17 protein-coding genes are annotated in these 19,169 nt (G+C 64.9%); 11 read left to right on the forward strand and 6 right to left on the reverse strand.

Features of this window, described 5'->3' with window-relative positions; genetic code table 11:
- The first annotated feature begins 205 nt into the window (after nucleotides 1–205).
- The 5 genes from J5M73_RS11120 (at nucleotide 206) to J5M73_RS11140 (ending at nucleotide 2,621) form a co-directional block, all read left to right on the forward strand.
- A complete protein-coding gene (locus tag J5M73_RS11120; protein ID WP_060842147.1) occupies nucleotides 206–784 on the forward strand; it encodes a hypothetical protein in 579 nt (192 codons plus the stop codon).
- A gap of 9 nt (nucleotides 785–793) precedes the next feature.
- Complete coding sequence (locus J5M73_RS11125; RefSeq protein WP_016963103.1) at nucleotides 794–1,009, forward strand: helix-turn-helix transcriptional regulator; 216 nt, start codon at nucleotides 794–796, stop codon at nucleotides 1,007–1,009.
- A gap of 75 nt (nucleotides 1,010–1,084) precedes the next feature.
- Entirely contained in the window at nucleotides 1,085–1,750 is a 666-nt protein-coding gene (locus tag J5M73_RS11130) for a hypothetical protein (RefSeq protein ID WP_102862607.1), read from the forward strand.
- A gap of 104 nt (nucleotides 1,751–1,854) precedes the next feature.
- Nucleotides 1,855–2,283, forward strand: coding sequence for an SMI1/KNR4 family protein (locus J5M73_RS11135; protein WP_207815629.1), 429 nt, complete (start codon nucleotides 1,855–1,857; stop codon nucleotides 2,281–2,283).
- Complete coding sequence (locus tag J5M73_RS11140) at nucleotides 2,280–2,621, forward strand: hypothetical protein (protein ID WP_207166885.1); 342 nt, start codon at nucleotides 2,280–2,282, stop codon at nucleotides 2,619–2,621. Before J5M73_RS11135 ends, J5M73_RS11140 begins: the two co-directional genes overlap by 4 nt.
- Before the next feature lie 102 nt (nucleotides 2,622–2,723).
- Here J5M73_RS11140 and J5M73_RS11145 read toward each other — a convergent pair whose 3' ends face one another.
- Both J5M73_RS11145 and J5M73_RS11150 read right to left on the reverse strand, forming a co-directional pair.
- On the reverse strand, nucleotides 2,724–4,073 hold the full coding sequence (locus J5M73_RS11145) for an aryl-sulfate sulfotransferase (protein ID WP_207166884.1): 1,350 nt from the start codon (nucleotides 4,071–4,073) through the stop codon (nucleotides 2,724–2,726).
- A gap of 66 nt (nucleotides 4,074–4,139) precedes the next feature.
- The gene (locus J5M73_RS11150) at nucleotides 4,140–6,521 is read right to left on the reverse strand and encodes a TonB-dependent receptor (protein ID WP_207815631.1); all 2,382 of its coding nucleotides are present in this window, start codon (nucleotides 6,519–6,521) and stop codon (nucleotides 4,140–4,142) included.
- 154 nt (nucleotides 6,522–6,675) lie between these two features.
- Here J5M73_RS11150 and J5M73_RS11160 point away from each other — a divergent pair, with 154 nt between their 5' ends.
- Nucleotides 6,676–7,620 carry a LysR family transcriptional regulator gene (locus tag J5M73_RS11160; RefSeq protein WP_060842144.1) on the forward strand — a complete coding sequence of 315 codons (945 nt, stop codon included), beginning with the start codon at nucleotides 6,676–6,678 and terminating at the stop codon, nucleotides 7,618–7,620.
- Between the two features lie 274 nt (nucleotides 7,621–7,894).
- On the forward strand, nucleotides 7,895–9,511 hold the full coding sequence (locus tag J5M73_RS11165; protein WP_207815641.1) for an alkaline phosphatase family protein: 1,617 nt from the start codon (nucleotides 7,895–7,897) through the stop codon (nucleotides 9,509–9,511).
- Nucleotides 9,512–9,752: 241 nt separating this feature from the next.
- Here J5M73_RS11165 and J5M73_RS11170 read toward each other — a convergent pair whose 3' ends face one another.
- On the reverse strand, nucleotides 9,753–10,658 hold the full coding sequence (locus tag J5M73_RS11170; RefSeq protein ID WP_060841860.1) for a TauD/TfdA family dioxygenase: 906 nt from the start codon (nucleotides 10,656–10,658) through the stop codon (nucleotides 9,753–9,755).
- A gap of 183 nt (nucleotides 10,659–10,841) precedes the next feature.
- Between J5M73_RS11170 and J5M73_RS11175 the strand changes: the two genes are divergently transcribed.
- Nucleotides 10,842–11,762 carry a LysR family transcriptional regulator gene (locus tag J5M73_RS11175; protein ID WP_207815643.1) on the forward strand — a complete coding sequence of 307 codons (921 nt, stop codon included), beginning with the start codon at nucleotides 10,842–10,844 and terminating at the stop codon, nucleotides 11,760–11,762.
- 266 nt (nucleotides 11,763–12,028) lie between these two features.
- On the opposite strand, the gene J5M73_RS11180 is transcribed toward J5M73_RS11175, so the two are convergent.
- Nucleotides 12,029–13,051, reverse strand: coding sequence for an ABC transporter substrate-binding protein (locus tag J5M73_RS11180; RefSeq protein WP_060836980.1), 1,023 nt, complete (start codon nucleotides 13,049–13,051; stop codon nucleotides 12,029–12,031).
- 368 nt (nucleotides 13,052–13,419) lie between these two features.
- On the opposite strand from J5M73_RS11180, the gene J5M73_RS11185 reads away from it, so the two are divergent.
- Genes J5M73_RS11185 through J5M73_RS11195 form a run of 3 tightly spaced genes read left to right on the forward strand, consistent with a single transcriptional unit; the run spans nucleotide 13,420 to nucleotide 17,452 of the window.
- Nucleotides 13,420–15,015, forward strand: coding sequence for an ABC transporter permease subunit (locus J5M73_RS11185; RefSeq protein WP_207815645.1), 1,596 nt, complete (start codon nucleotides 13,420–13,422; stop codon nucleotides 15,013–15,015).
- Nucleotides 15,012–15,827, forward strand: a complete 816-nt coding sequence (locus J5M73_RS11190; RefSeq protein WP_115581351.1) for an ABC transporter ATP-binding protein — start codon at nucleotides 15,012–15,014, stop codon at nucleotides 15,825–15,827. Before J5M73_RS11185 ends, J5M73_RS11190 begins: the two co-directional genes overlap by 4 nt.
- A 14-nt stretch (nucleotides 15,828–15,841) precedes the next feature.
- On the forward strand, nucleotides 15,842–17,452 hold the full coding sequence (locus J5M73_RS11195; RefSeq protein WP_207815647.1) for an arylsulfatase: 1,611 nt from the start codon (nucleotides 15,842–15,844) through the stop codon (nucleotides 17,450–17,452).
- 60 nt (nucleotides 17,453–17,512) lie between these two features.
- Here the strand turns inward: J5M73_RS11195 and J5M73_RS11200 are convergent, their stop codons facing one another.
- Nucleotides 17,513–17,959 (reverse strand): hypothetical protein, encoded by a 447-nt coding sequence (locus J5M73_RS11200; protein WP_207815648.1) that lies wholly within the window; start codon nucleotides 17,957–17,959, stop codon nucleotides 17,513–17,515.
- A 113-nt stretch (nucleotides 17,960–18,072) separates the two neighbouring features.
- Nucleotides 18,073–19,146 carry a fatty acid desaturase gene (locus J5M73_RS11205; protein ID WP_207815649.1) on the reverse strand — a complete coding sequence of 358 codons (1,074 nt, stop codon included), beginning with the start codon at nucleotides 19,144–19,146 and terminating at the stop codon, nucleotides 18,073–18,075.
- Nucleotides 19,147–19,169: the final 23 nt, after the last annotated feature.

The raw sequence follows: 19,169 nt of genomic DNA on the forward strand, positions 1-19,169 counted from the left end.
AAAGGCTTCGATAGTGGATATGTACTCCCTGACTGTCTCAAGCACAGGTTTTACGGCCGCTACGCGCCCGAGCGGGAGCAGGCTCCCTCGCCACAACATCATTCCAGGCGGCTAGACGAGAACAATCCCAGAGAAATAAATTATTGTAATTCGATAATTTTTTATCAATAATTCGCCACCCCCCAAGTTTTGCAAGGAATGACGCATGAACCCCCAAATGAATGGCTCAGCCCAATACCGCTTACGACGGGTCGGCCTGCTGGCCGCGATCCTGGCCTGGGTCATGGGTGTCGTCGAGGTCGGTGGCAATGCCGGAATGTGGATCTACAACAAGGACCAGGTGCTCGGTGCCCTGCTCAGCGTCTTCGCCGACCACTCGCCCCGCCTGCTGGAAGCCGATTTCAAGCTGTCGTCGGCAAGCTTCACCCTGCTGGTGATTCTCGACTTCCTGCCCCTGCTGCTGTCGAGCTTCGCCCTGTACCTGACCGGGGTGTTCTTCCTGCGCCTGTCGCGCGGCGAAACCTGGAGCGATCGCAACATCCGCATCCTCTGGCGCGTGGGCATGCTGTGGATCGTCGCCCCGGCGACTTTCCCGATGATGGAAACCCTGCAAGGCCTGGCCCTGTCCCTCGACCTGCCGCCCGGCCAGCGCATCCTGCAGATCTCCGCGGGCTTCTCGTCCTACGCGGCCTACGAGGTGGTCAAAGGAATCTTGCTCTGCTCGTTTTCCATTATCATGCGCGACGCCAAAGTCCTCAGTGATGAGCACAGTCACTACATATAGAACAATGAGATGACCATTATCGTTCGGCTTGACGTTGTCATGGCTAAAAACAAGATTCGCTCCAAAGAGTTGGCCGCCATCCTAGGCATTACCGAGGCGAATCTGTCGTTGCTGAAAAATGGCAAGGTCAAGGGGATGAAAATCGAGACCCTGGACAAACTCTGCGCTGCACTCGACTGCCAACCCGGCGACCTGCTGGAGTATCAGGCCAGCGAGCCTGCGTAACCCCCCGCGTTTGTTCGAACCGAGTCTCGATCGTTAAAGCCTTATCCATTCCTCACGTTGCACATTGGCTTATTCATGACTCGCTACCTGCTCTGCCCGCTGTTTCTGTTCGTCCTGCTTTTGACCGGCTGCGCCAACAAACTCGAAGTGGCCATCGACGCCACCCCGGCCCAAGACTATTACTTCGACCCCAAGGCTCCAGTGCTGGTGACCGTCAACAGCGCCAAGGACGCCCAGGGCCTCAAGGCCAGCTACTACCTGCGCGACATGGTCGCTGCCCTGCACGGCATGGGTTTCACCCAGGTGTATACCGAGTCGTCGTTGCCGAAAAACCACCCGCCGTTTCGCATGAACATTGCCCTGGACGTGGGCAGTAAAAAGACCAGCTACCGCTACACCGCCACCGACTACGGCCAGGTGCCCAGCAGCACTAAAACCACGTGCATGCCCGGCAAGAACCAACAGACCGTGTGCACCAGCACCCCAACGATGTCCTACCGTGCCATCGGCTCCTCGGAGCGCACCGGCTACACCACCCTGTCGACCTTCAATATCAAGGCCAAGGACGAGCAGAGCCGACGCACCGTGTTCCTGCTGCGGGCCTCGTCCTACAACGAGGATTGCCAGGACGCCAAGGTCGAGGATTTCCTGGTGCAGGAAAGCCTGGACAACCTGGATTTCAAAAACCGGGTGCAGCGCAAATACACCGTCACCCTGCCCGAAGGCCACAGCTGCAACTAAGCGCCTACCGCGCACCAAGCGACACGCTTACAATCGCCCCTCGCCGCCCGCCCGATCCCCCTCGCGCGGGCGCAGCTCCCTCAACGACAAGGCGCAGGTCGAACATGCCCCTGGACTGGACTGCCTGGGAAATCGAACCCGGATCGGCGGTGGACGAACAACTGATCGCCCAGGTGCAGCAACGCCTCGGCCTTGAGTTTCCGGCGCTGTACCTGGAGCTGGTGCAATACGCCGAGGCCGCCACCCCGGGGATCGGCACCTTCCCCTATGGCAACGACTACACCTGCATCAGCGAGTTCTTCGAGTTCGGCCTGAGCAACCAGCCCTGGACCCTGCTCTGGTACGCCAGTCCGGGCCGCGTGCCAGGACTGCCCGCAGGCTGCCTGCCGATTGCCCGGGATGCCGGAGGCTTGCTGATCTGCCTGGACTTCAACAGCCCGGGCGTGGCGGTGGAAATCTTCGATCCCGAGAGCGCCAACCGCTACCCGGTGGCCGCCGACTTCAAGGCCTTTGTCGAGCTGTGGCAGCCATGAGCGCACCGCAGAAATGGATAGTGGTGCCCACTAGCAAGGCCGCCATGCAGCGCCTGGATCTGGACCAGTGCCTGCCGGGCGACCTGGAGGAACTGGCGCTGTCCCCGGAACAGTGGGCGCTGCTGTCCCGCAGCGACCTGCTACCGAGCCTGAACCGCGCCCTGGGCACTCTGATCGACGACTACGAAGACGCCTCGATCCAGGGCCAGGCCGCCCTGGCCACGGCGCTGTCGATCCTCACCCGGACCGCGACGGCGGAGGATGAACTTATCCACAGGCTCATCGCCCTGAACCGACTGGCCCTGGAACGGGACACCGGCCTGTTCTTCTACTTCTGAGGCCCAGCCCAGAGCAACTCCCGCACCTCATTGGTGGCGAGGGCGCTTGCTCCCGCTAGGGCGCCAGCCCGACCCAAGCCGGGCCACGGCACGGCCTCCAGCTCAGATCCCCGCGCTGGCGCTGGCCGGCTTCAGCCCCGACTCCGGCACGCTCACCGCGGTTTCCGAACGCGGTGTGCCCTGGGGCACCCAGTCGTAGCTCACCGGCAAGGCGCGGTACACCCAGTTGCTGACGGCCTCGCTGCCAGGGGCCTTGCCCAGGTAGGGGCTGACGTATTCCCAGACGATTTCGCCGCCGGCGGTGACCTGGAAGAAGCGTCCGTTCATGCCCTCGTCGATCAGCGTGTTGCCGTTGGGCAAACGCCGCGCGCTGCTGATGAACGAGCTGTAGAAGGCCCAACCCGGCTGCCGGGAACTGGCGGCGCTGTACTGCCAGACGATCTCGTTCCTGATCGGGTCGATCTCCAGCACCCGGGAGCCGGCGATCAGCCCCAAAGGCACCGAGGGGTAGCCGGCCGTGCCCTGGTTGTCGAACACCAGCAGGTGCCCGGCGCCCGGTAAACCAGCGGGAATGATGTGGGCGTCATGCTGGCCGACGAACTGGTCCACCGGGCGCGGCACCTTGGCCGCGGTCTTCGGGTTGATCGGCAACAGGTTCGGCCCCAGGCGCCAGACCACCTTGCCGCTGTGCTTGTCGAGGATGGCGATGAAGTTGGCGTTGCGTGAATCGATCAGCAGGTTGTCCGGGGCGAAGCGTTTATCGCCGCCGTCGAACCACTGGTTGGGGCCCACCACGCTGAGGTTGTTGATGTGCAGGTAGTCCGGGTTGTCGCTGCCGTACACCAGCTTCAATTGCGCCGGAGTAAAGCCGAATTCCTTGAGGTGCTCGGAGGCCAGCCACTGCCATTTGACCTGGCCGTCGGGGCTGACCTCATAGATCGCATCGTCGATCACCTGGGGCACCTTGAACCCCGCCACCTTGTGCACCTTGTTGGCCAGCACCAGGGTGTTGCCGTTGCCCAGGCGGCGCTGGTCGTGGTGCTGCTGGGCGGCGCCGCCCGGGGCCTGGTCGCCCCATTGCCAGAGCACCTTGCCGTTCCAGTCCAGCTCGCCGACGCTCTGGTTGCCCAGGCCGTTGCCCGCTGAACCCAGGGGCCCGGGCTCCTTGTCCTTGAGCTGCAACAGCACCCGGCCGCGCTCGCCGTTCACCAGTTGCGGGTCGATGATGGCCGAGGGGAAACCGGCTTGCGGCCAGTGCTTCACCTCGTTGCCGTTCATGTCGATCAAGTGCGTCTGTTTGTCGGCGCCGCTGAAGATCACGTACTGGTTATAGGCCCTGGCCGGATCGTAGCGGGTCACTCCGGTGGGGTAGACGCTGGGGGCGGCCTGCACCGCCGAAGCCAGCAGGGTGGCGGCAATCAGCCAGGGCAAAACGCTTTTGACACGCAGCATGACGAGCACTCCTGTTCAGGTCGAAGGGCGCCGGCGGACCCGGCGCGAGATACGTGAAGCCGGGTTTCAGAAGTCGTAGCGTCCGGTCACGCCCAGGGTTCGCGGGGTGCCCAGCAGGCCCTCGTAACCGCCGTTGCCGGCAGTCCAGAGGGTGGTGTAGTAGGTCTTGTCGAAGGCGTTCTTCAGCCACAGCGAGACGTCCCACTGGCCCTGTTCGTAGTTGCCGCGCAGGCCGGTGGAGAGGTTGACCACGGCGTAGCTGGGGATCTGCCCGTATTCGGAATCTTCCACGGTGCCCACGGCCTTGGAGCGGAAGGCGTAGCTGGCGGTGACGTACTCTTCCAGGCCGTTGTCCAGGTTCCACTTGTATTCGCCGTTGGCGTTGCCGATCCATTTCGAGGCGCCCACCACCTGGTGGCCGCTGAGGTCGCAGGAGGCCGGTGCTCCCGGGCGCAGGCTGACTTCCGGCGGGCACGGCGCATCCTTGTAGGACAGGTAGCGCACGTCGTTGTAGGAACCGTTGAGGTTCAGGGTCAGGCCGCGAATCGGCACCAGGGTGCTTTCCACCTCCACTCCGCGCGAGCGCACCGACCCGGCGTTGGTCAGGTACTGCACGCGGTTGGCATTGTCGTAGGCGTTGGTCTGGTAGCCGTTGACCTGGGTCCAGAACAGGTTGGCGTTGAGTTGCAGGCGGCGGTCCCACAGGGTGCTCTTGAACCCCAGCTCGGCGTTGTTGGCGCGCTCGGTGCCGATCAGCAGCGAGTCGGCCCCGGCGGTCGGCGCCGAGCCCACCGCCAGGTTGACCCCGCCGGACTTCTCGCCGTGGGACAGGGTGGCGTAGCCCAGCAGGTCATCGGTGAAGCGGTAGCTGAGGTTGAGCAGGCCCGAAGGGCTGGTGCTGTACTGGTTGAGGTCGCCCGAATCATAGGCTCCGGCGCGGCCGCGACGGGCGTTGGCGGCGGCACCGGCCACCGCGGCGCCGCCCAGCGGCGCGTTGCGGCTGACCCAGGCGCTTTTTTCCTCGTAGGTGCCGCGCAGCCCGGCGGTGAGATCCAGGCGCTCGGTCAGGTGCCAGGTGCCCTGGGCGAACAGGGCGAAACTGTTGGTCTGGATGTGCCCGTTACCGATGCTGGTGACGTTGCTCAGGGCCCCGGACGGGGTGCCGTTCCAGATGTCCGCCTTGGGCCCGTAATAGGCGAAGGATTTGTTGTCCAGGTCGGAGCCGAAGTAGTAGGCGCCCAGCACGTAGTCGAAGAAGCCGCCAGTGGGCGAGGCCAGACGGAATTCCTGGGACCACTGTTTGTCTTCCACCGACACCCCGGCGTTGTAGGTCGCCGCCACGTTGAGGCCATCGTCGTTACGCGGGGTGAAGTTCCACCAGCGGTAGGCACTGACCGAGGTCAGGGTGAAATCGCTGGGCAGGGTCCAGTTGGCCTCAAGCGAAGTGCCGCCCTGGAACACCGTGACATGCTGGTCGTTGTCCAGGTTGACCTTGCGGTGCGAACCGTTGACCAGGGTCGCACCGGCCGCCGCCGCGCGGGACTGGTAGACGTTGGTGCCGTTGATGGTCGGCCCGGTGCTGTACAACACTCGGGTGCCGGCACTGGAATCCTCTTCGTTGTAGTCGCCGATCCAGCGCAGGTTGAAGCTGTCGTTGGGCTTGTACAGCAGTTGCCCGCGAAAGCCCTGGCGCGATCCGCCATTGAGGTCATGGCCGTCGAATTCGTTCTTGATGTCGCCGTCGCTGCGGGTACGGTAGGCGGAAAAACGCCCGGCCAGCTCATCGCTCAGCGGCCCGGAAATCGTGCCCTTGGTCTGGAAGTAACCGTCCTCGCCGAGGGAGGTTTCGATGCTGCGTTCCGGGGTGAAGCTCGGCGCCCGGGTGCTGATGTTGATCACCCCGGCGGTGGTGTTCTTGCCGAACAGGGTGCCCTGGGGACCGCGCAGCACTTCCAGCTGCTCGATGTCCATCAGGTCGAACACCGCCATCCCCGGCCTTCCCAGGTAGACGTTGTCGATGTACAGCCCGACGCTGCCTTCCAGGCCATCGCTGGCCGGGTTGTTGCCCAGGCCGCGGATCGACACGCTGGACTGACGCGCATGCATGTAGGCGACGTTGACGCTGGGCACCAGCTGCTGCAGATCCTGGATGCGATAGACCCGCTGGCTCTCCAGGGCCTGGCCGCTGACCACGCTCATGGGGGTGGGCACGTTCTGCGAGCTTTCCTCGCGGCGCCGGGCGGTCACGGTCACCGTTTGCAACTGGCCATCGTCGGCCTGGGTCTTGTTGGCGCTGCTCTTGGCCGACGCGGCGGCCGGCACCGGGGCCTCTTCGGCCCAGGTCGGCGTCCAGCTCGCGCTGCCGGCCAGCAACAGCGCCAGGGGCAGGCGCTTGAGCCGCCGGGGCGAGAGGGGCGAGAGGGGTGAAGCGAGGGACAACGGGCTCATGGGCGGCTCCTGGTCAGAAAATATACAGCCTCGTATATTCCTTAAAGTTATTTATTTATGTTTTTACAAAGATTTACTGCATAAGAGATTGCCTTTATAAGGAGTCGACCTAATGCATAGCCAATGCATTTCCCCGATATTTTTTATGTGAAAAATGCATATCGACCTGCGCCAGCTCCGTCACTTCATCGCCCTCGCCGAACAGCGCAGCTTTGTCGCGGCCGCAGCGGCGGTGAACCTCTCGCAATCGGCCTTCAGCCGCAGCATCCAGGCCCTGGAACACAGCGTTGGCTGCCAGTTGGTGGATCGCGGGCGCAAGGACCTGGCGCCGACCAAGCAGGGCCAGTTACTGCTGGAGCATGCCCGTCGGCTGGTCAGCGGGGCCCAGCAGATGGCCAACGAGATCAGCCAGTTCAATGGCCTGGAGGCGGGAGAGTTGCGTTTCGGCTGCGGCCCGGCGCCGGCCTCGGGCTTGATCCCCCGGGCCATCGGCAGCTTTATCGGGCGCTACCCCAAGGCCCGGGTGCAGTTCCAGGTGGATGACTGGCAAAGCCTGAGCAAGCGCCTGCTCAGCGAAGAGTTCGAATTTTTCGTGGCCGACACCCGCCACTTCGAGGCCGACCCGGATTACCTGACCCAGCGCCTGCGCCCGCGCAAATGGCATTTCTGCTGCCGCGCCGGGCATCCGTTGGCTCAGCGCGACAGCGTCAGCGCCAGTGAGCTGATGAGCTACCCGCTGGCGGTGACCATCCGCCCGCCGAACCTGCGCAAGGTGATTGTCGACCTCTGCGGCAAGCCGGACTTCACGCCCAACGTGGAATGCGAAAACAGCTACAGCCTGCTGGGCGTGGTCATGCGCTCGGACGCCATCGGCATCGTCGGCTCCTACAGCGACGCCTTGCACAACGCCAAGGGCGAACTGGTGTGCCTGAAGATCGACGGCCTGGCCGACGACCTGGAAGAGCTCTACACCCGCTACGGCATCGTCAGCCGCGCCGGCTACCGCCTCTCGCCCCTGGCGGCGGCGATGATCGAAGAGATCAAGGCCATCGACGAACAGGACGAAGCGCTGCCGTCCCTCGACAACCTCGCCGTCTGAGCCCCTGACTGGCGTCCTGCCCCGACACTCGCCCCCTGCGCTTGCACCTGTAGCCGCTGCCGAGCCTGCGAGGCTGCGAACGAGGACGCAGTCCTCGCCCCGGCCATCCACGGCAAATCCCCGGCGGCCGCTGCGCGGCCGATCGCCGCCTGCGGCAGCGGCTACAAGGACCTGAGCGATGCACGCCCTGCATCGAAACTATTCGGCAAATGCGCTTGCCGGGAGGCCCCGCCGGAGGCGAAAAAACGCGCCTGTCTTCCCCTCGGTGAACCCCATGTCCAATACCCCTTCCCCCGTGCGCAACGTGCTCTACATCATGTGCGACCAACTGCGCCGGGATTACCTCTCGTGCTACGGCCACCCGCACCTGCACACCCCGAACATCGATCGCCTGGCCGCCGCCGGGGTGCGCTTCAGCCGCGCCTACACCCAGGGCACCATCTGCGGCCCGTCGCGCATGTCGGCCTACACCGGGCGCTATGTCAGCAGCCATCAGGTGGCCTGGAACGCCGTGCCCCTGCCCCTGGAAGAGTTGACCCTGGGCGACTACCTGCGGCCCCACGGCATCCGCACCGCGCTGGTGGGCAAGACCCACGCCACGCCCAACCTCGACGCCTTGCAGCGCCTGGCCATCGACCCCGACAGCCCCCAGGCCGAGGCGCTCAACGAGGTCGGCTTCGAGCCCTACTTGCGCCACGACGGCATCTACCCCGACGACCCGATCTTCGACGACAAGCGCGATGCCGCGCCCTACACCCATTACCTGCGCAACCTCGGCTACGACGGGCTCAACCCCTGGCACGACTGGGCCAACGCCGGGGCCGGCGAACAGGGGCAGATCCTCAGCGGCTGGAAAATGCGCAACGCCCACCTGCCGGCCCGGGTCGCCGAGGAACATTCGGAAACCGTCTACACCACCGACCGCGCCATCGACTTCATCGGCGAACAGGGCGAGCAACCCTGGTGCCTGCACCTGTCCTACATCAAGCCGCACTGGCCCTACATCGCCCCCGCGCCCTACCACGCCCTGTATGGCCCCGAGCAGGTCATCCCGGCGGTGCGCGCCGCGCCCGGGCAGCTCAGCGATCACCCGGTCTATGCTGCCTTCCGCCAGCATGAAGAGAGCCTGAATTTTTCCCGGGATGAAGTGCGCCTGAACGTGGTGCCGACCTACATGGGCCTGATCAAGCAGGTGGACGACCAGCTCGGCCGGCTGTTGGATGTCCTGCAGAGCAATGGCCGCTGGGACGACACCCTGATCGTCTTCACCAGCGACCACGGCGACTTCCTCGGCGACCACTACCTGGGGGAAAAGGAGTTCCTGCTGGAGCCGGCGGTGGGCGTGCCGCTGATTGTCCGCGACCCGCGGGCGGCGGCGGACAGCCGCCGTGGCAGCGTGGATGAGCGCCTGGTGGAAACCATCGACGCCCTGCCAACCTTCCTCGACGCCCTGGGCCTGCCGGGGGCCGAACATCGCCTGGAAGGCCGCTCGCTGATCCCGCTGCTGCACGGCGCGACACCGGACTGGCGCCGCTACGCCATCAGCGAATACGACTACGCCTTCCAGGCCCCGGCCCGGGAGCGCCTGGGCCAGCCCATCGACCGTTGCCGCATGACTATGGTGCGCAGCGAACGCTGGAAGTACCTGGCCTACGACGGCTTTCGCCCACAGCTGTTCGACCTGCGCAACGACCCCCAGGAGCTGCATGACCTGGGGGCCGACCCGGCCTACGCCGCGGTGCGTGAAGAACACCTGGGGTATCTGCTGGAATGGCTGCGCGGCCTGAAACGCCGCACCACCATCAGCCATGAAGAGATCGACCTGCGGGGCCAGCGTTTTCGCTACGGCGAGCCGGAAAGCGAAAAGCTGGTGCAGATCGGCGTGTGGTAACCCACAGCCGACTTGCCGGCGAAGAGGCCCTCAAGTATTGCAGCGCTCTCAGGGACGCCTTCGCCGGCAAACCAGCCCCTACAGCGGGCAGGTTCATCGCGTGAATTCTCGTAGCAGCCGGCTTGCCGGCGAAGAAGCCCTTGAGCCTTGCAGCGCTCTCTGGACCGCCTTCGCTGGCAAGCCAGCTCCTACAATGGGCAGGTGCATCGGGTAAATGCCTGTAGGGGCTTGAGGGGGCGGGTCAGAGGCCTTTGATGGTCTGGCTGCGCTGGCCATGCACGCCCACCGGGACGTCGCCCTTGAGGGTCACGCGGCGCACGATGCGGTCCTGGGTGCCGTAGTCGTCCACGGCGTAATGCTGGGTCGAACGGTTGTCCCAGATCGCCACGTCACCGGCGCTCCAGCGCCAGCGCACGGTGTTTTCCAGGCGGGTCACATGGCTTTGCAGCAGGTTGAACAGGTGCGCCGAATCAGCTTGGGAATAGCCCTTGATGCGCTTCACGAAATGCCCCAGCACCAGGCTCTTTTCGCCGCTCTCGGGATGCACGCGGACGATCGGGTGTTCCGTCTCGAATACGGTGGAGGTGAACACTTTACGGTAGCGCTCCAGCTTCTCCGCCGAGACGTCGGGCTTGGCCCCGGCGTAGTCGTATTCGTTGCTGTGCACCGCCCAGAGTTTGTCCGCCAGCTCCCGCAGTTCCGCCGGGAGTTCGTTGTAGGCGGTGGCGGTGTTGGCCCACACCGTGTCGCCGCCTGCGGCCGGGGCCACCACCGAACGCAGGATCGAGGCTTTCGGGTAGGCGTCGACGAAGGTCACGTCGGTGTGCCAGGAGTTGGCCCGCTGACCCTCGGCGCCGTCCAGTTCCAACAGGTAGCGGGTGCCGTCGCGCACCGGCACGGTGGGGTGGGCCACCGGCTCGCCCAACAGGTGGGAGAAGGCTTCCTGGCTCTGGTCGTCGAGGTGGGTCTGGCCACGGAAGAAGATCACCTTGTACTGCACCAGCGCCTGCTGGATGGCGTCCACGGTGGCGGCGTCGAGGTCGCCGGACAGTTGCACGCCACGGATCTCGGCGCCGATGCGACCGGCCACCGGGTGGATCTCAAGGGCATCAACAGCGGGTTTAACGGCTAAGGCGGCATTGCTCATCAGGTACACCCTCATCGACTGCTTACGGTTGGAACCGCCGCGAAACAACGCTCTATCTATATTCAATTTGGATCTAATAGATAAGTACATGCTTCGTTGACGGAATAAGAGCTTGCATTTAAAACCTCATTCCTCACTCGTCGCAAATGCCTTCGAGCTATTTTTCGGATGCCGGGAAAGCATATGGATCTTCGCCAATTGCGTTACTTCATCGCCCTCAATGAACACCGCAGTTTTGTCCGTGCCGCCGACGCGATGGGCATCACCCAGCCGGCCTTCAGCCGCAGTATCCAGGGCCTGGAGCAGGAGTTCGGCTGCGTACTGGTGGACCGTGGCAACAAGGACCTGCGCCCCACCCCGGAAGGCCAGGTGGTGCTGCAGCACGCCTTGAGCCTGGTGCAGGGCGCGGCCTTGCTCAGCAGCGAAGTGACCCAGATGACCAAGCTCGATGCCGGCGAGGTGCGCTTCGGCTGCGGTCCGGCGCCGGCGGTGAAGCTGGTGCCCGACGCGGTGGCGCAGTTCAGCAGCGCCCACCCCAAGGTGCGCACCTGCTTTGCCGTGGATAACTGGGAGAAACTCAGCCGCAGCCTGAACCGCGAAGAGATCGAGTTCTTCATCGCCGACATCCGCCATTTCGAAGCCGATCCGAACTACCAGACCCAGCCGCTGACGCCCAAGCGCGGGGTGTTCTTCTGCCGCCCCGGGCACCCGCTGTTGGCCAAGGAAAGCCTGTCCACCAACGACATGTTCGACTACCCCCTGGCCACCACCCTGATCCCTCCGGGGATTCGCAAGCTTTTGGCCAACCTCAGCGGACGCATCGACTTTTCACCGACCATCGAGACTGAACACTTTCCAGCGCTGGTGAAGATCGTCCGCCAGTCCAATGCCATTGGCGTGGGCACCGCCGAGGCCTTCGCCGAAGACATCGAGCAGGGGTCGCTGGTGCTGCTGCACTGGCGCAACCTGCCGCAGAACATCGAAAGCCTGAATGCCCGCTGCGGCATCGTCAGCCGCAGCGGTTTTCGCCTGTCGCCAGCGGCGCGCAAGTTGATCGAAGTGCTGGTGGCGGTCGACCAGCAAAGCCACGGCATCGCCGTCTAACCCTGTAGCCGCTGCCGCAGGCTGCGAACGACGACGCAGTCGGCGCAAGACGGCACCCGGCTCCTCCAGATAAACCGCGTCGCCGGCCACAGCGGCCCCCACGATGCCGAACGCAGCCTTGTAGCCGCTGCCGCAGGCTGCGAACGACGACGCAGTCGGCGCAAGAGGCACCCGGTTCCACCAGATAAACCGCGTCGCCGGCCCCAGCGGCCCCTTCGGTGCCGGGCGCAGCCTGCGGCAGCGGCTACAGGGGTTCAGGGAGGAGGTTACAGGCCGGCGGCGGCGAGTTGCGGGGCAACCCAGGCCTCCACCTTGAACGGCTTGCGGATCAAGCGTTCCTTGGCCGCCAGGTCCACCGAGTCCTGCAATTTGCCGAGGAACACCGGGTCTAGGGTCGAGGGGAAGATTTCACTCAGGCGCTGGTCCTTGAGGTCTTCCTGCAAGATCACCGGCGGGTAGCTGGCCAGGCCCGACACCAGCTGGATATAGGCGTCCTTGTTGCTGTCCTGGGTCAGCCACTCCACGGCCTGCTGCTGGGCCTTGAGCAGTTTTTCCACGGCCTCGGGGTGCTCGTCGACAAACTTGCCGGCGCCCACCAGCACGCTCTGCACGCTGCCGGCGCCGCCCAGGTCCTTGGTGCTCAGGGGCAGCTCGGCCAGCCCCTTGCTGCGCAGGGCGGAAAGCCCGGTGCTGCCCCAGGAGGCGTCGATCTGCTTGGCCGCCAGGGCCGCCACCGCCGCGTTGAAGTCGAGGTTGACCACTTTCAGGTCCTTCTCGCTCAGGCCCCGGCTGGCCAGGGCCGCGTCGAACGACAGCTGGGTGGCGGTGCCCCGGAACACCGCCACGCGCTTGCCCTTGAGGTCTTCCAGGGTCTTGATCCCCGAGCCCGGCACCACCCCCAGGTAATGCTTGACCCCACGGGCCGAGGCGCTGAGCAGGCGCGTATCCAGGCCGTTGGACTTGCCGATGATGGCCGCCAGGTCGCCGAGATAGGCCAGGTCCACCTGGCCGTTGGCGAAGGCTTCGTTGATCACCGGCCCGGCGCCCTTGAAGAAATTCCACTGGATCTGGATGCCCTGGTCGGCAAAAGCCTTTTCGAAGATCTGTTGCTGACGCAGCACGTCCACCACCCCGCCGCCACTGTGCTGGGTGCCGGCGCTGAGGTCGGGCACGGCGATGCGGATTTCCTTGAGCTCGGCGGCCTGGGCCAGCAGCGGCAGGCAACCCAGCAGTCCCGCCAGGGCCGGCGCGGCGAACAGGCTGATGACGCGTTTGAAGGGAAGGTTCATGGGTGCGGCTCCTGATGGCAAAGGCTGTGAGGAGCAGAAGGTAGGCACGGAATCGATCAACCTTTAAATACTATAAATTCACATTTTAATAACTCATTCGAATAAATCAGGACCCACGGGCATTCCCGGGAACATGCATGAAATGCATGAAAAATATTCTTCAAATGCATTGGATGCGTGTCGGCCAGAAGCCTTAAATGGCCTTTCTTATCTCTTAATAGAATCGATAAGAACATTAATAGATCACAAATGCATAACAGGTAGGAGCCGGCTTGCCGGTGAAGAGGCCCGCCAGCCCTTATTCGCTGACAAGCCAGCGCCTACGGCATCGACCCACGCCATGCAGCACCCGACGACGGAGGTCATCCATGGCCCGTGTTTCCCTGCTCAGCCTGCCCCTGGCGGCACCGTCCACCGGACGCCCGGGCTGGCCCGCAATCCATCAGCGCCTGCTGCCCTGGCTGCTGCCCCTGAGCCTGTTCGTCCTGTGGTGGCTGGCCAGCCGCAACCTGTGGATGAGCGAACAGATCCTGCCGGCCCCGGCCCTGGTCTGGAGCAGCGCCCTGGAGCTGGGCCGCGGCGAGCTGTGGAGCCACCTGGCGATCAGCCTGCAACGGCTGTTCTGGGGCTTGCTGGCCGGCATCGCCGCCGGTGCCCTGTTGGGGGGCGCCCTGGGCTTTAGCCGGCGCCTGGAGCGTCTGGTGTACCCCACCTTCGGCGCCCTGGCGCAGATTCCGACCCTGGCCTGGATTCCCCTGTTCATGGTGTTTTTCGGCATCGGCGAAGTGCTCAAGCTGGTGGTGCTGGTCAAGGCCGTGGTGGTGCCGGTGACCTTGCATACGCTGGTGGGCGTGCGCGACGCCCAGCCCAGACTGCAGGAGGCCGCCACGGTGCTGCGCCTGCCCCCAGCCTTGCTGATCCGCCGCCTGGTGCTGCCCGCCGCGCTGCCGGCCTTCATGGCCGGGGTACGCCTGGCCCTGGCCACCGGCTGGACTTCGTTGCTGGCGGTGGAGCTGCTGGCCTCCAGCGAAGGCATCGGTTACCTGATGGTCTGGGCGCGGCAACTGTTCATGCTGGATATCGTCTTCGTCTGCATCCTGGTGATCGGCGTGCTGGGGGTGTGCATGGACCGCGGCATCGGCTGGCTGGATCGCACCCTGGTGCACTGGCCGCACCCGGCCACCGCCGCTCTGCGCCGCGGTCCGCGCTATCAGGGCTGGCAGCGCCTGCAACCCTGGCTGCTGCCCCTGGCCTTGCTGGGCCTGTGGCAGCTGGCGAGCGCAGGGCAATGGGTGGACGCCAATATTCTGGTGAGCCCGCTGGTGGTGCTGGGCACCACCGTCGACGGCCTGCGGGACGGCAGCTTGCTGGGAGGCATGGGCCTGAGCCTGGGTCGCGCCCTCGGCGGCCTGGCCCTGGGCGGCGGACTGGGCCTGGTCCTGGGCTTGCTGCTGGGGCTGTCGCGCCTCGCTGAACGGCTGCTGGGGCCGACCCTGGCCGCCATCCGCCAGATCGCCATTTTCGCCTGGGTGCCGCTGCTCACCGCCTGGTTCGGCCTGGGGGAACTGGCCAAGTGGGTGTTCGTCGCCCTGGCCGCCTTCTTCCCATTGTTCATCGCCACCCAGCGCAGCGTTGCCCAGCTGTCACCACAACTGGCGGAGGCCGCCCAGGTACTGCGCCTGAACCTCTGGCAACGCCTGCGCCGGCTGGTGCTACCCGGCGCGGCGCCGGGGATTTTCGCCGGCCTGCGCATCAGCCTGATCTACGCCTGGATGGGCACCATCGGCGCGGAATATTTCATGCCGTCCAATGGCGGCATCGGCAGCCAGATGATCAGCGCCCAGCAACTGCTGCGCATGGACCTGATCATGGCCGGCATGCTCCTGGTGGGCCTGACCGGGGCCCTGCTCAACCTGCTGGGCCAACAACTCGAAACCCGCGCCACCCGCTGGAGACACGCATGAACGCACCCCTGGTCAGTTTCAATCACGTGGGCAAGAGCTTCCCCGTCGCCGGTGGCGAGGTGGAGGCGATCCGCGAATTCAACCTGGACATCGCCGAGGGCGAGTTCGTCGCCATCGTCGGTTCCAGCGGCTGCGGCAAGTCCACCCTGCTGCGCCTGCTGATCGGCCTGGACACCGAGTTTCGCGGCGAGATCCGGGTCGACGGCCAAACCGTCAGCGGTATCGGCAGTGAACGCGGCATTGTGTTCCAGGAGCACCGTCTGTTTCCCTGGCTGACCGTGGCCGAGAACATCGGCCTGGGCCTGGTCAACGAACCCTTGAGCGCCGCCGAGCGCCAGCGGCGGATCGACGATTTCATCGAGCTGGTAGGGCTCAAGGACTTTACCCGGGCCTATCCCCATCAGCTCTCTGGCGGCATGGCGCAGCGGGTGGCCATTGCCCGTGGGCTGGTGGCCAGCCCGCGCATCCTGCTGCTGGACGAGCCCTTCGGCGCCCTCGATGCCCTGACCCGCCAGCAGATGCAGGACGAGCTGCTGGCGATCCGCGAGCGGGCAAAAATCACCACGGTACTGGTGACCCACGATGTCGAGGAAGCGATCTTCCTCGCCGACCGGGTGGTGGTAATGGAGCCGCGTCCGGGCCGCATCAAGCGCGTGGTCGAGGTGGCCCTGGCGCACCCGCGCCAGCGCAGCGCTTTCGACTTCCACCAACTGCGCGAAGAACTGCTCCACGAACTCACCCGCGATGATCACTACCAGGCACCGCAGCCGGTGCAGATCCGCGACCTGCCCTTGACCTTCATTGCTTGCTGAACAGGAGTGCCGCGATGCCGCAACGCCCCAACTTTCTAGTGATCCTGGCCGACGACCTGGGCTTCTCCGACCTCGGCGCCTTCGGTGGCGAGATCGCCACGCCGAACCTCGACGCCCTGGCCTTCAACGGCCTGCGCCTGACCGATTTCCACACCGCCCCGACCTGCTCGCCGACCCGCTCCATGCTGCTCACCGGCACCGACCATCACATCGCCGGGATCGGCACCATGGCCGAAGCCCTGACCCCCGAACTGATCGGCAAGCCGGGCTACGAGGGTTACCTCAACGACCGCGTGGTGGCCCTGCCGGAGCTGCTGCGCGAAGCCGGCTACCAGACCCTGATGAGCGGCAAGTGGCACCTGGGGCTGACCGCCGAACGCGCGCCCCATGCCCGGGGCTTTGAGCGTTCGTTCTCGCTGCTGCCGGGGGCGGCCAATCACTACGGCTTCGAGCCCACCTACGATGAGCACACCCCCGGGCTGCTGAAATCCACTCCGGCGCTGTACATCGAGGACGACCGTTTCATCGATGAACTGCCGGCGGATTTCTATTCCTCCGACGCCTTCGGCGACAAGCTTTTGCAATACCTGAAGGAGCGCGACCAGAGCCGGCCGTTCTTCGCCTACCTGCCGTTCTCGGCGCCCCACTGGCCGCTGCAGGCCCCCGAGGAGATTGTCGCTAAGTACCGCGGCCGCTATGACGCCGGCCCCGAGGTGCTGCGCCGCGAGCGCCTGGAAAAACTCAAGGCCCTGGGCCTGATCGATGCCGAGGTCGAGCCCCATCCGCTGATCAACCTGAACGCCGAGTGGGACGCCCTCAGCGAAGAGCAGCGGCAGGTTTCGGCGCGGGCCATGGAGGTATATGCGGCGATGGTCGAGCGTATGGACTGGAACATCGGCCGGGTGGTGGATTACCTGCGCCAGCAGGGGCAACTGGACAACACCCTGATCCTGTTCATGTCCGACAACGGCGCCGAGGGCGCGCTGCTGGAGGCCTTTCCCAAGTTCGGCCCGGAGCTTTTGACCTACCTCAACCAGCACTACGACAACCGCCTGGAGAACATCGGCCGGGCCAACTCCTACGTCTGGTACGGCCCGGCCTGGGCCCAGGCGGCCACCGCGCCGTCGCGGCTGTTCAAGGCCTTCACCACCCAGGGCGGAATTCGCGTGCCGGCGCTGCTGCATTACCCGCAACTGCCGCTCAAGGGGCAGATCAGCCACGGCTTCGGCACGGTGATGGACATCACCCCGACCCTGCTCGACCTGGCCGGCGTGCGCCACCCCGGCAAGCGCTGGCGCGGGCGTGATGTGGCGCCACTGCGGGGCAAGTCCTGGCTGGGCTTTCTTTCCGGCGAAACCGCCCAGGTGCATGACCAGCACACGGTGACCGGCTGGGAGCTGTTCGGCCGCCGGGCGATTCGCCAGGGCCAGTGGAAGGCGGTGTACATCCCCGGGCCGGTGGGCCCGGCGACCTGGCAGTTGTATGACCTGGGCCAGGACCCGGGGGAGATTCACGACCTGGCCCAGAGCCAACCGGAAAAACTGCGCACGCTGCTGGAGGAATGGCAGCGCTATGTGGATGAAACCGGGGTGATCCTCAGCGAATCGCCGTTCCAGCCGGATTGAGCTTGTAGGAGCTGGCTCTGAACCGGACCGTGCAAGAGCGGGCCTGTGTCGGAGCTGGCCTCAGCCTCGGGTGATGCGGCAGGCCGGGGTTGTTGGCAGTTCCTTGACCACAACGTAATGCCCCGCCCGGTTTTTCTCGACCCGCAACGGCGAAGCGGCCAGGTAGCTACCGTGCAGGTTCTGGTCGACAAAACAGATGGTGATGCCCTGGCTCCCCCGCGCCATCACCCTGACGCTGTAGACCCAGCTTTGTTCTTCGTCCGTCGCGTTGTAGGTGCCCTCGGCGCCTGCATCCCTCTCGTAGATCCGATAGGGCGTCTGGCCCAGCGTGGTGCCGTCCGGGTAGTGCCGCGGCCTTAAGGAATTGCGAAAACCGTTCACTTCCAGATGCTTCAAGATACTCAGCGCCAGCGCCTCGTCGCGGCCTTCCACCACCGAGTCGGCCAGCGACACGCTGCCCACACTCATCAAGGCAACGGCGATCAATCGCCTTAGTGCACTGTTCATAGCGTCTCCCTGTCGTTGCCCCTTCGCGGATTCCGGGCGTTTCCCGGCGCCGCATGACCTTGGCTTAACGTTATCGGTCCTTGGATATTTAACCAGAAAGACAGTCCGCCCCCTCAAACCCGGGCGTTACGCGCAGGTTGCATCGCCACCTGCTCCACGGGATGAAAGCGGTTGGCCCGGGCAAAGGTGCCGAAATCGTTGAAGCGCACGCCCATCTCGGCCATCACCTTGTGTGCCACCGGCGCCGTCAGCTGGCGGATGTAGAAGGGTTCCTTGACCACGAAATGGTGGATGCCGTGGGTGCTGCCGAAGTTGCAGCAGAAGGCCTGCAGCGGCCACATCCACCAGGGGTTGAGCACCTGGGTCTGCTGGATCACGTTGCCCGGTTCGATATCGCCGTAGTAGTGCATGTTGGAGCTGACGAAGTGCAGGCAGAAGGTGCGCAGCACGTTGGGGCCGATGATCACCACCACGGCGATATCGATGCCGTGCATCAGCGCCAGGGTGTCCGGTGACCACTGGATCGGGCTGCCGAGCCACGCGGCGACGCCATTGGCCCCATGAAAACCGAGGAACAGGTACCAGGCGCCCCAGTGCAGCAGGGCCAGCGGCGCGTACACCGCCAGGGTACGGCTGAGGATGCGCAGCTTGTGCTTGGCCCCCGGCGCCCGCAGCAGGCGGATGAAGGCCGCCATCATGTTGTCGCCGACCATCAGCAGGCGGGCGATGCCCCAGGGTTCGCCGTTGGTGATGGCGCGCTCTTCGATATCGCTCTCGCTGCCGGACACCTTGTGGTGATTGAGGTGCAGATGACGCCGCACCCAGGGGTTGATGGTGCTCGGCCGCGCCAGCCAGACCAGCGCCAGCATCAGGTTGTGGGGCAGGCGCTGCTTGCGAAAGTACATGCTGTGGATCAGGTCGTGTTCCAGCTCGTGGGTCAGGGACGCGAAGAACGCGTTGAGCAGCAGGCACGCCCACCAAGTCAGGTAGCCACCGACATAGAGCGCCGCTGACCCCAGCATCCCGGACAGGGCAAATAGCAAAATCCCTGCGCCCAGGGCGTCCTGGTGCCGCAGCAAGGGAAAGCGCCGGCGCAGTTCATCGCCCCGGGCCAGGACCACCTGGCGAACGTGCGCCGCTCGCTGTTGTGCGTTCATCCGCTCGGGGCTTGCGCAAATACCTTGCATGATTCCATTCTCTGGTCAGTGAT

Source organism: Pseudomonas sp. 50_B (genome assembly GCF_017491625.1).
Lineage (GTDB): Bacteria > Pseudomonadota > Gammaproteobacteria > Pseudomonadales > Pseudomonadaceae > Aquipseudomonas > Aquipseudomonas danubii.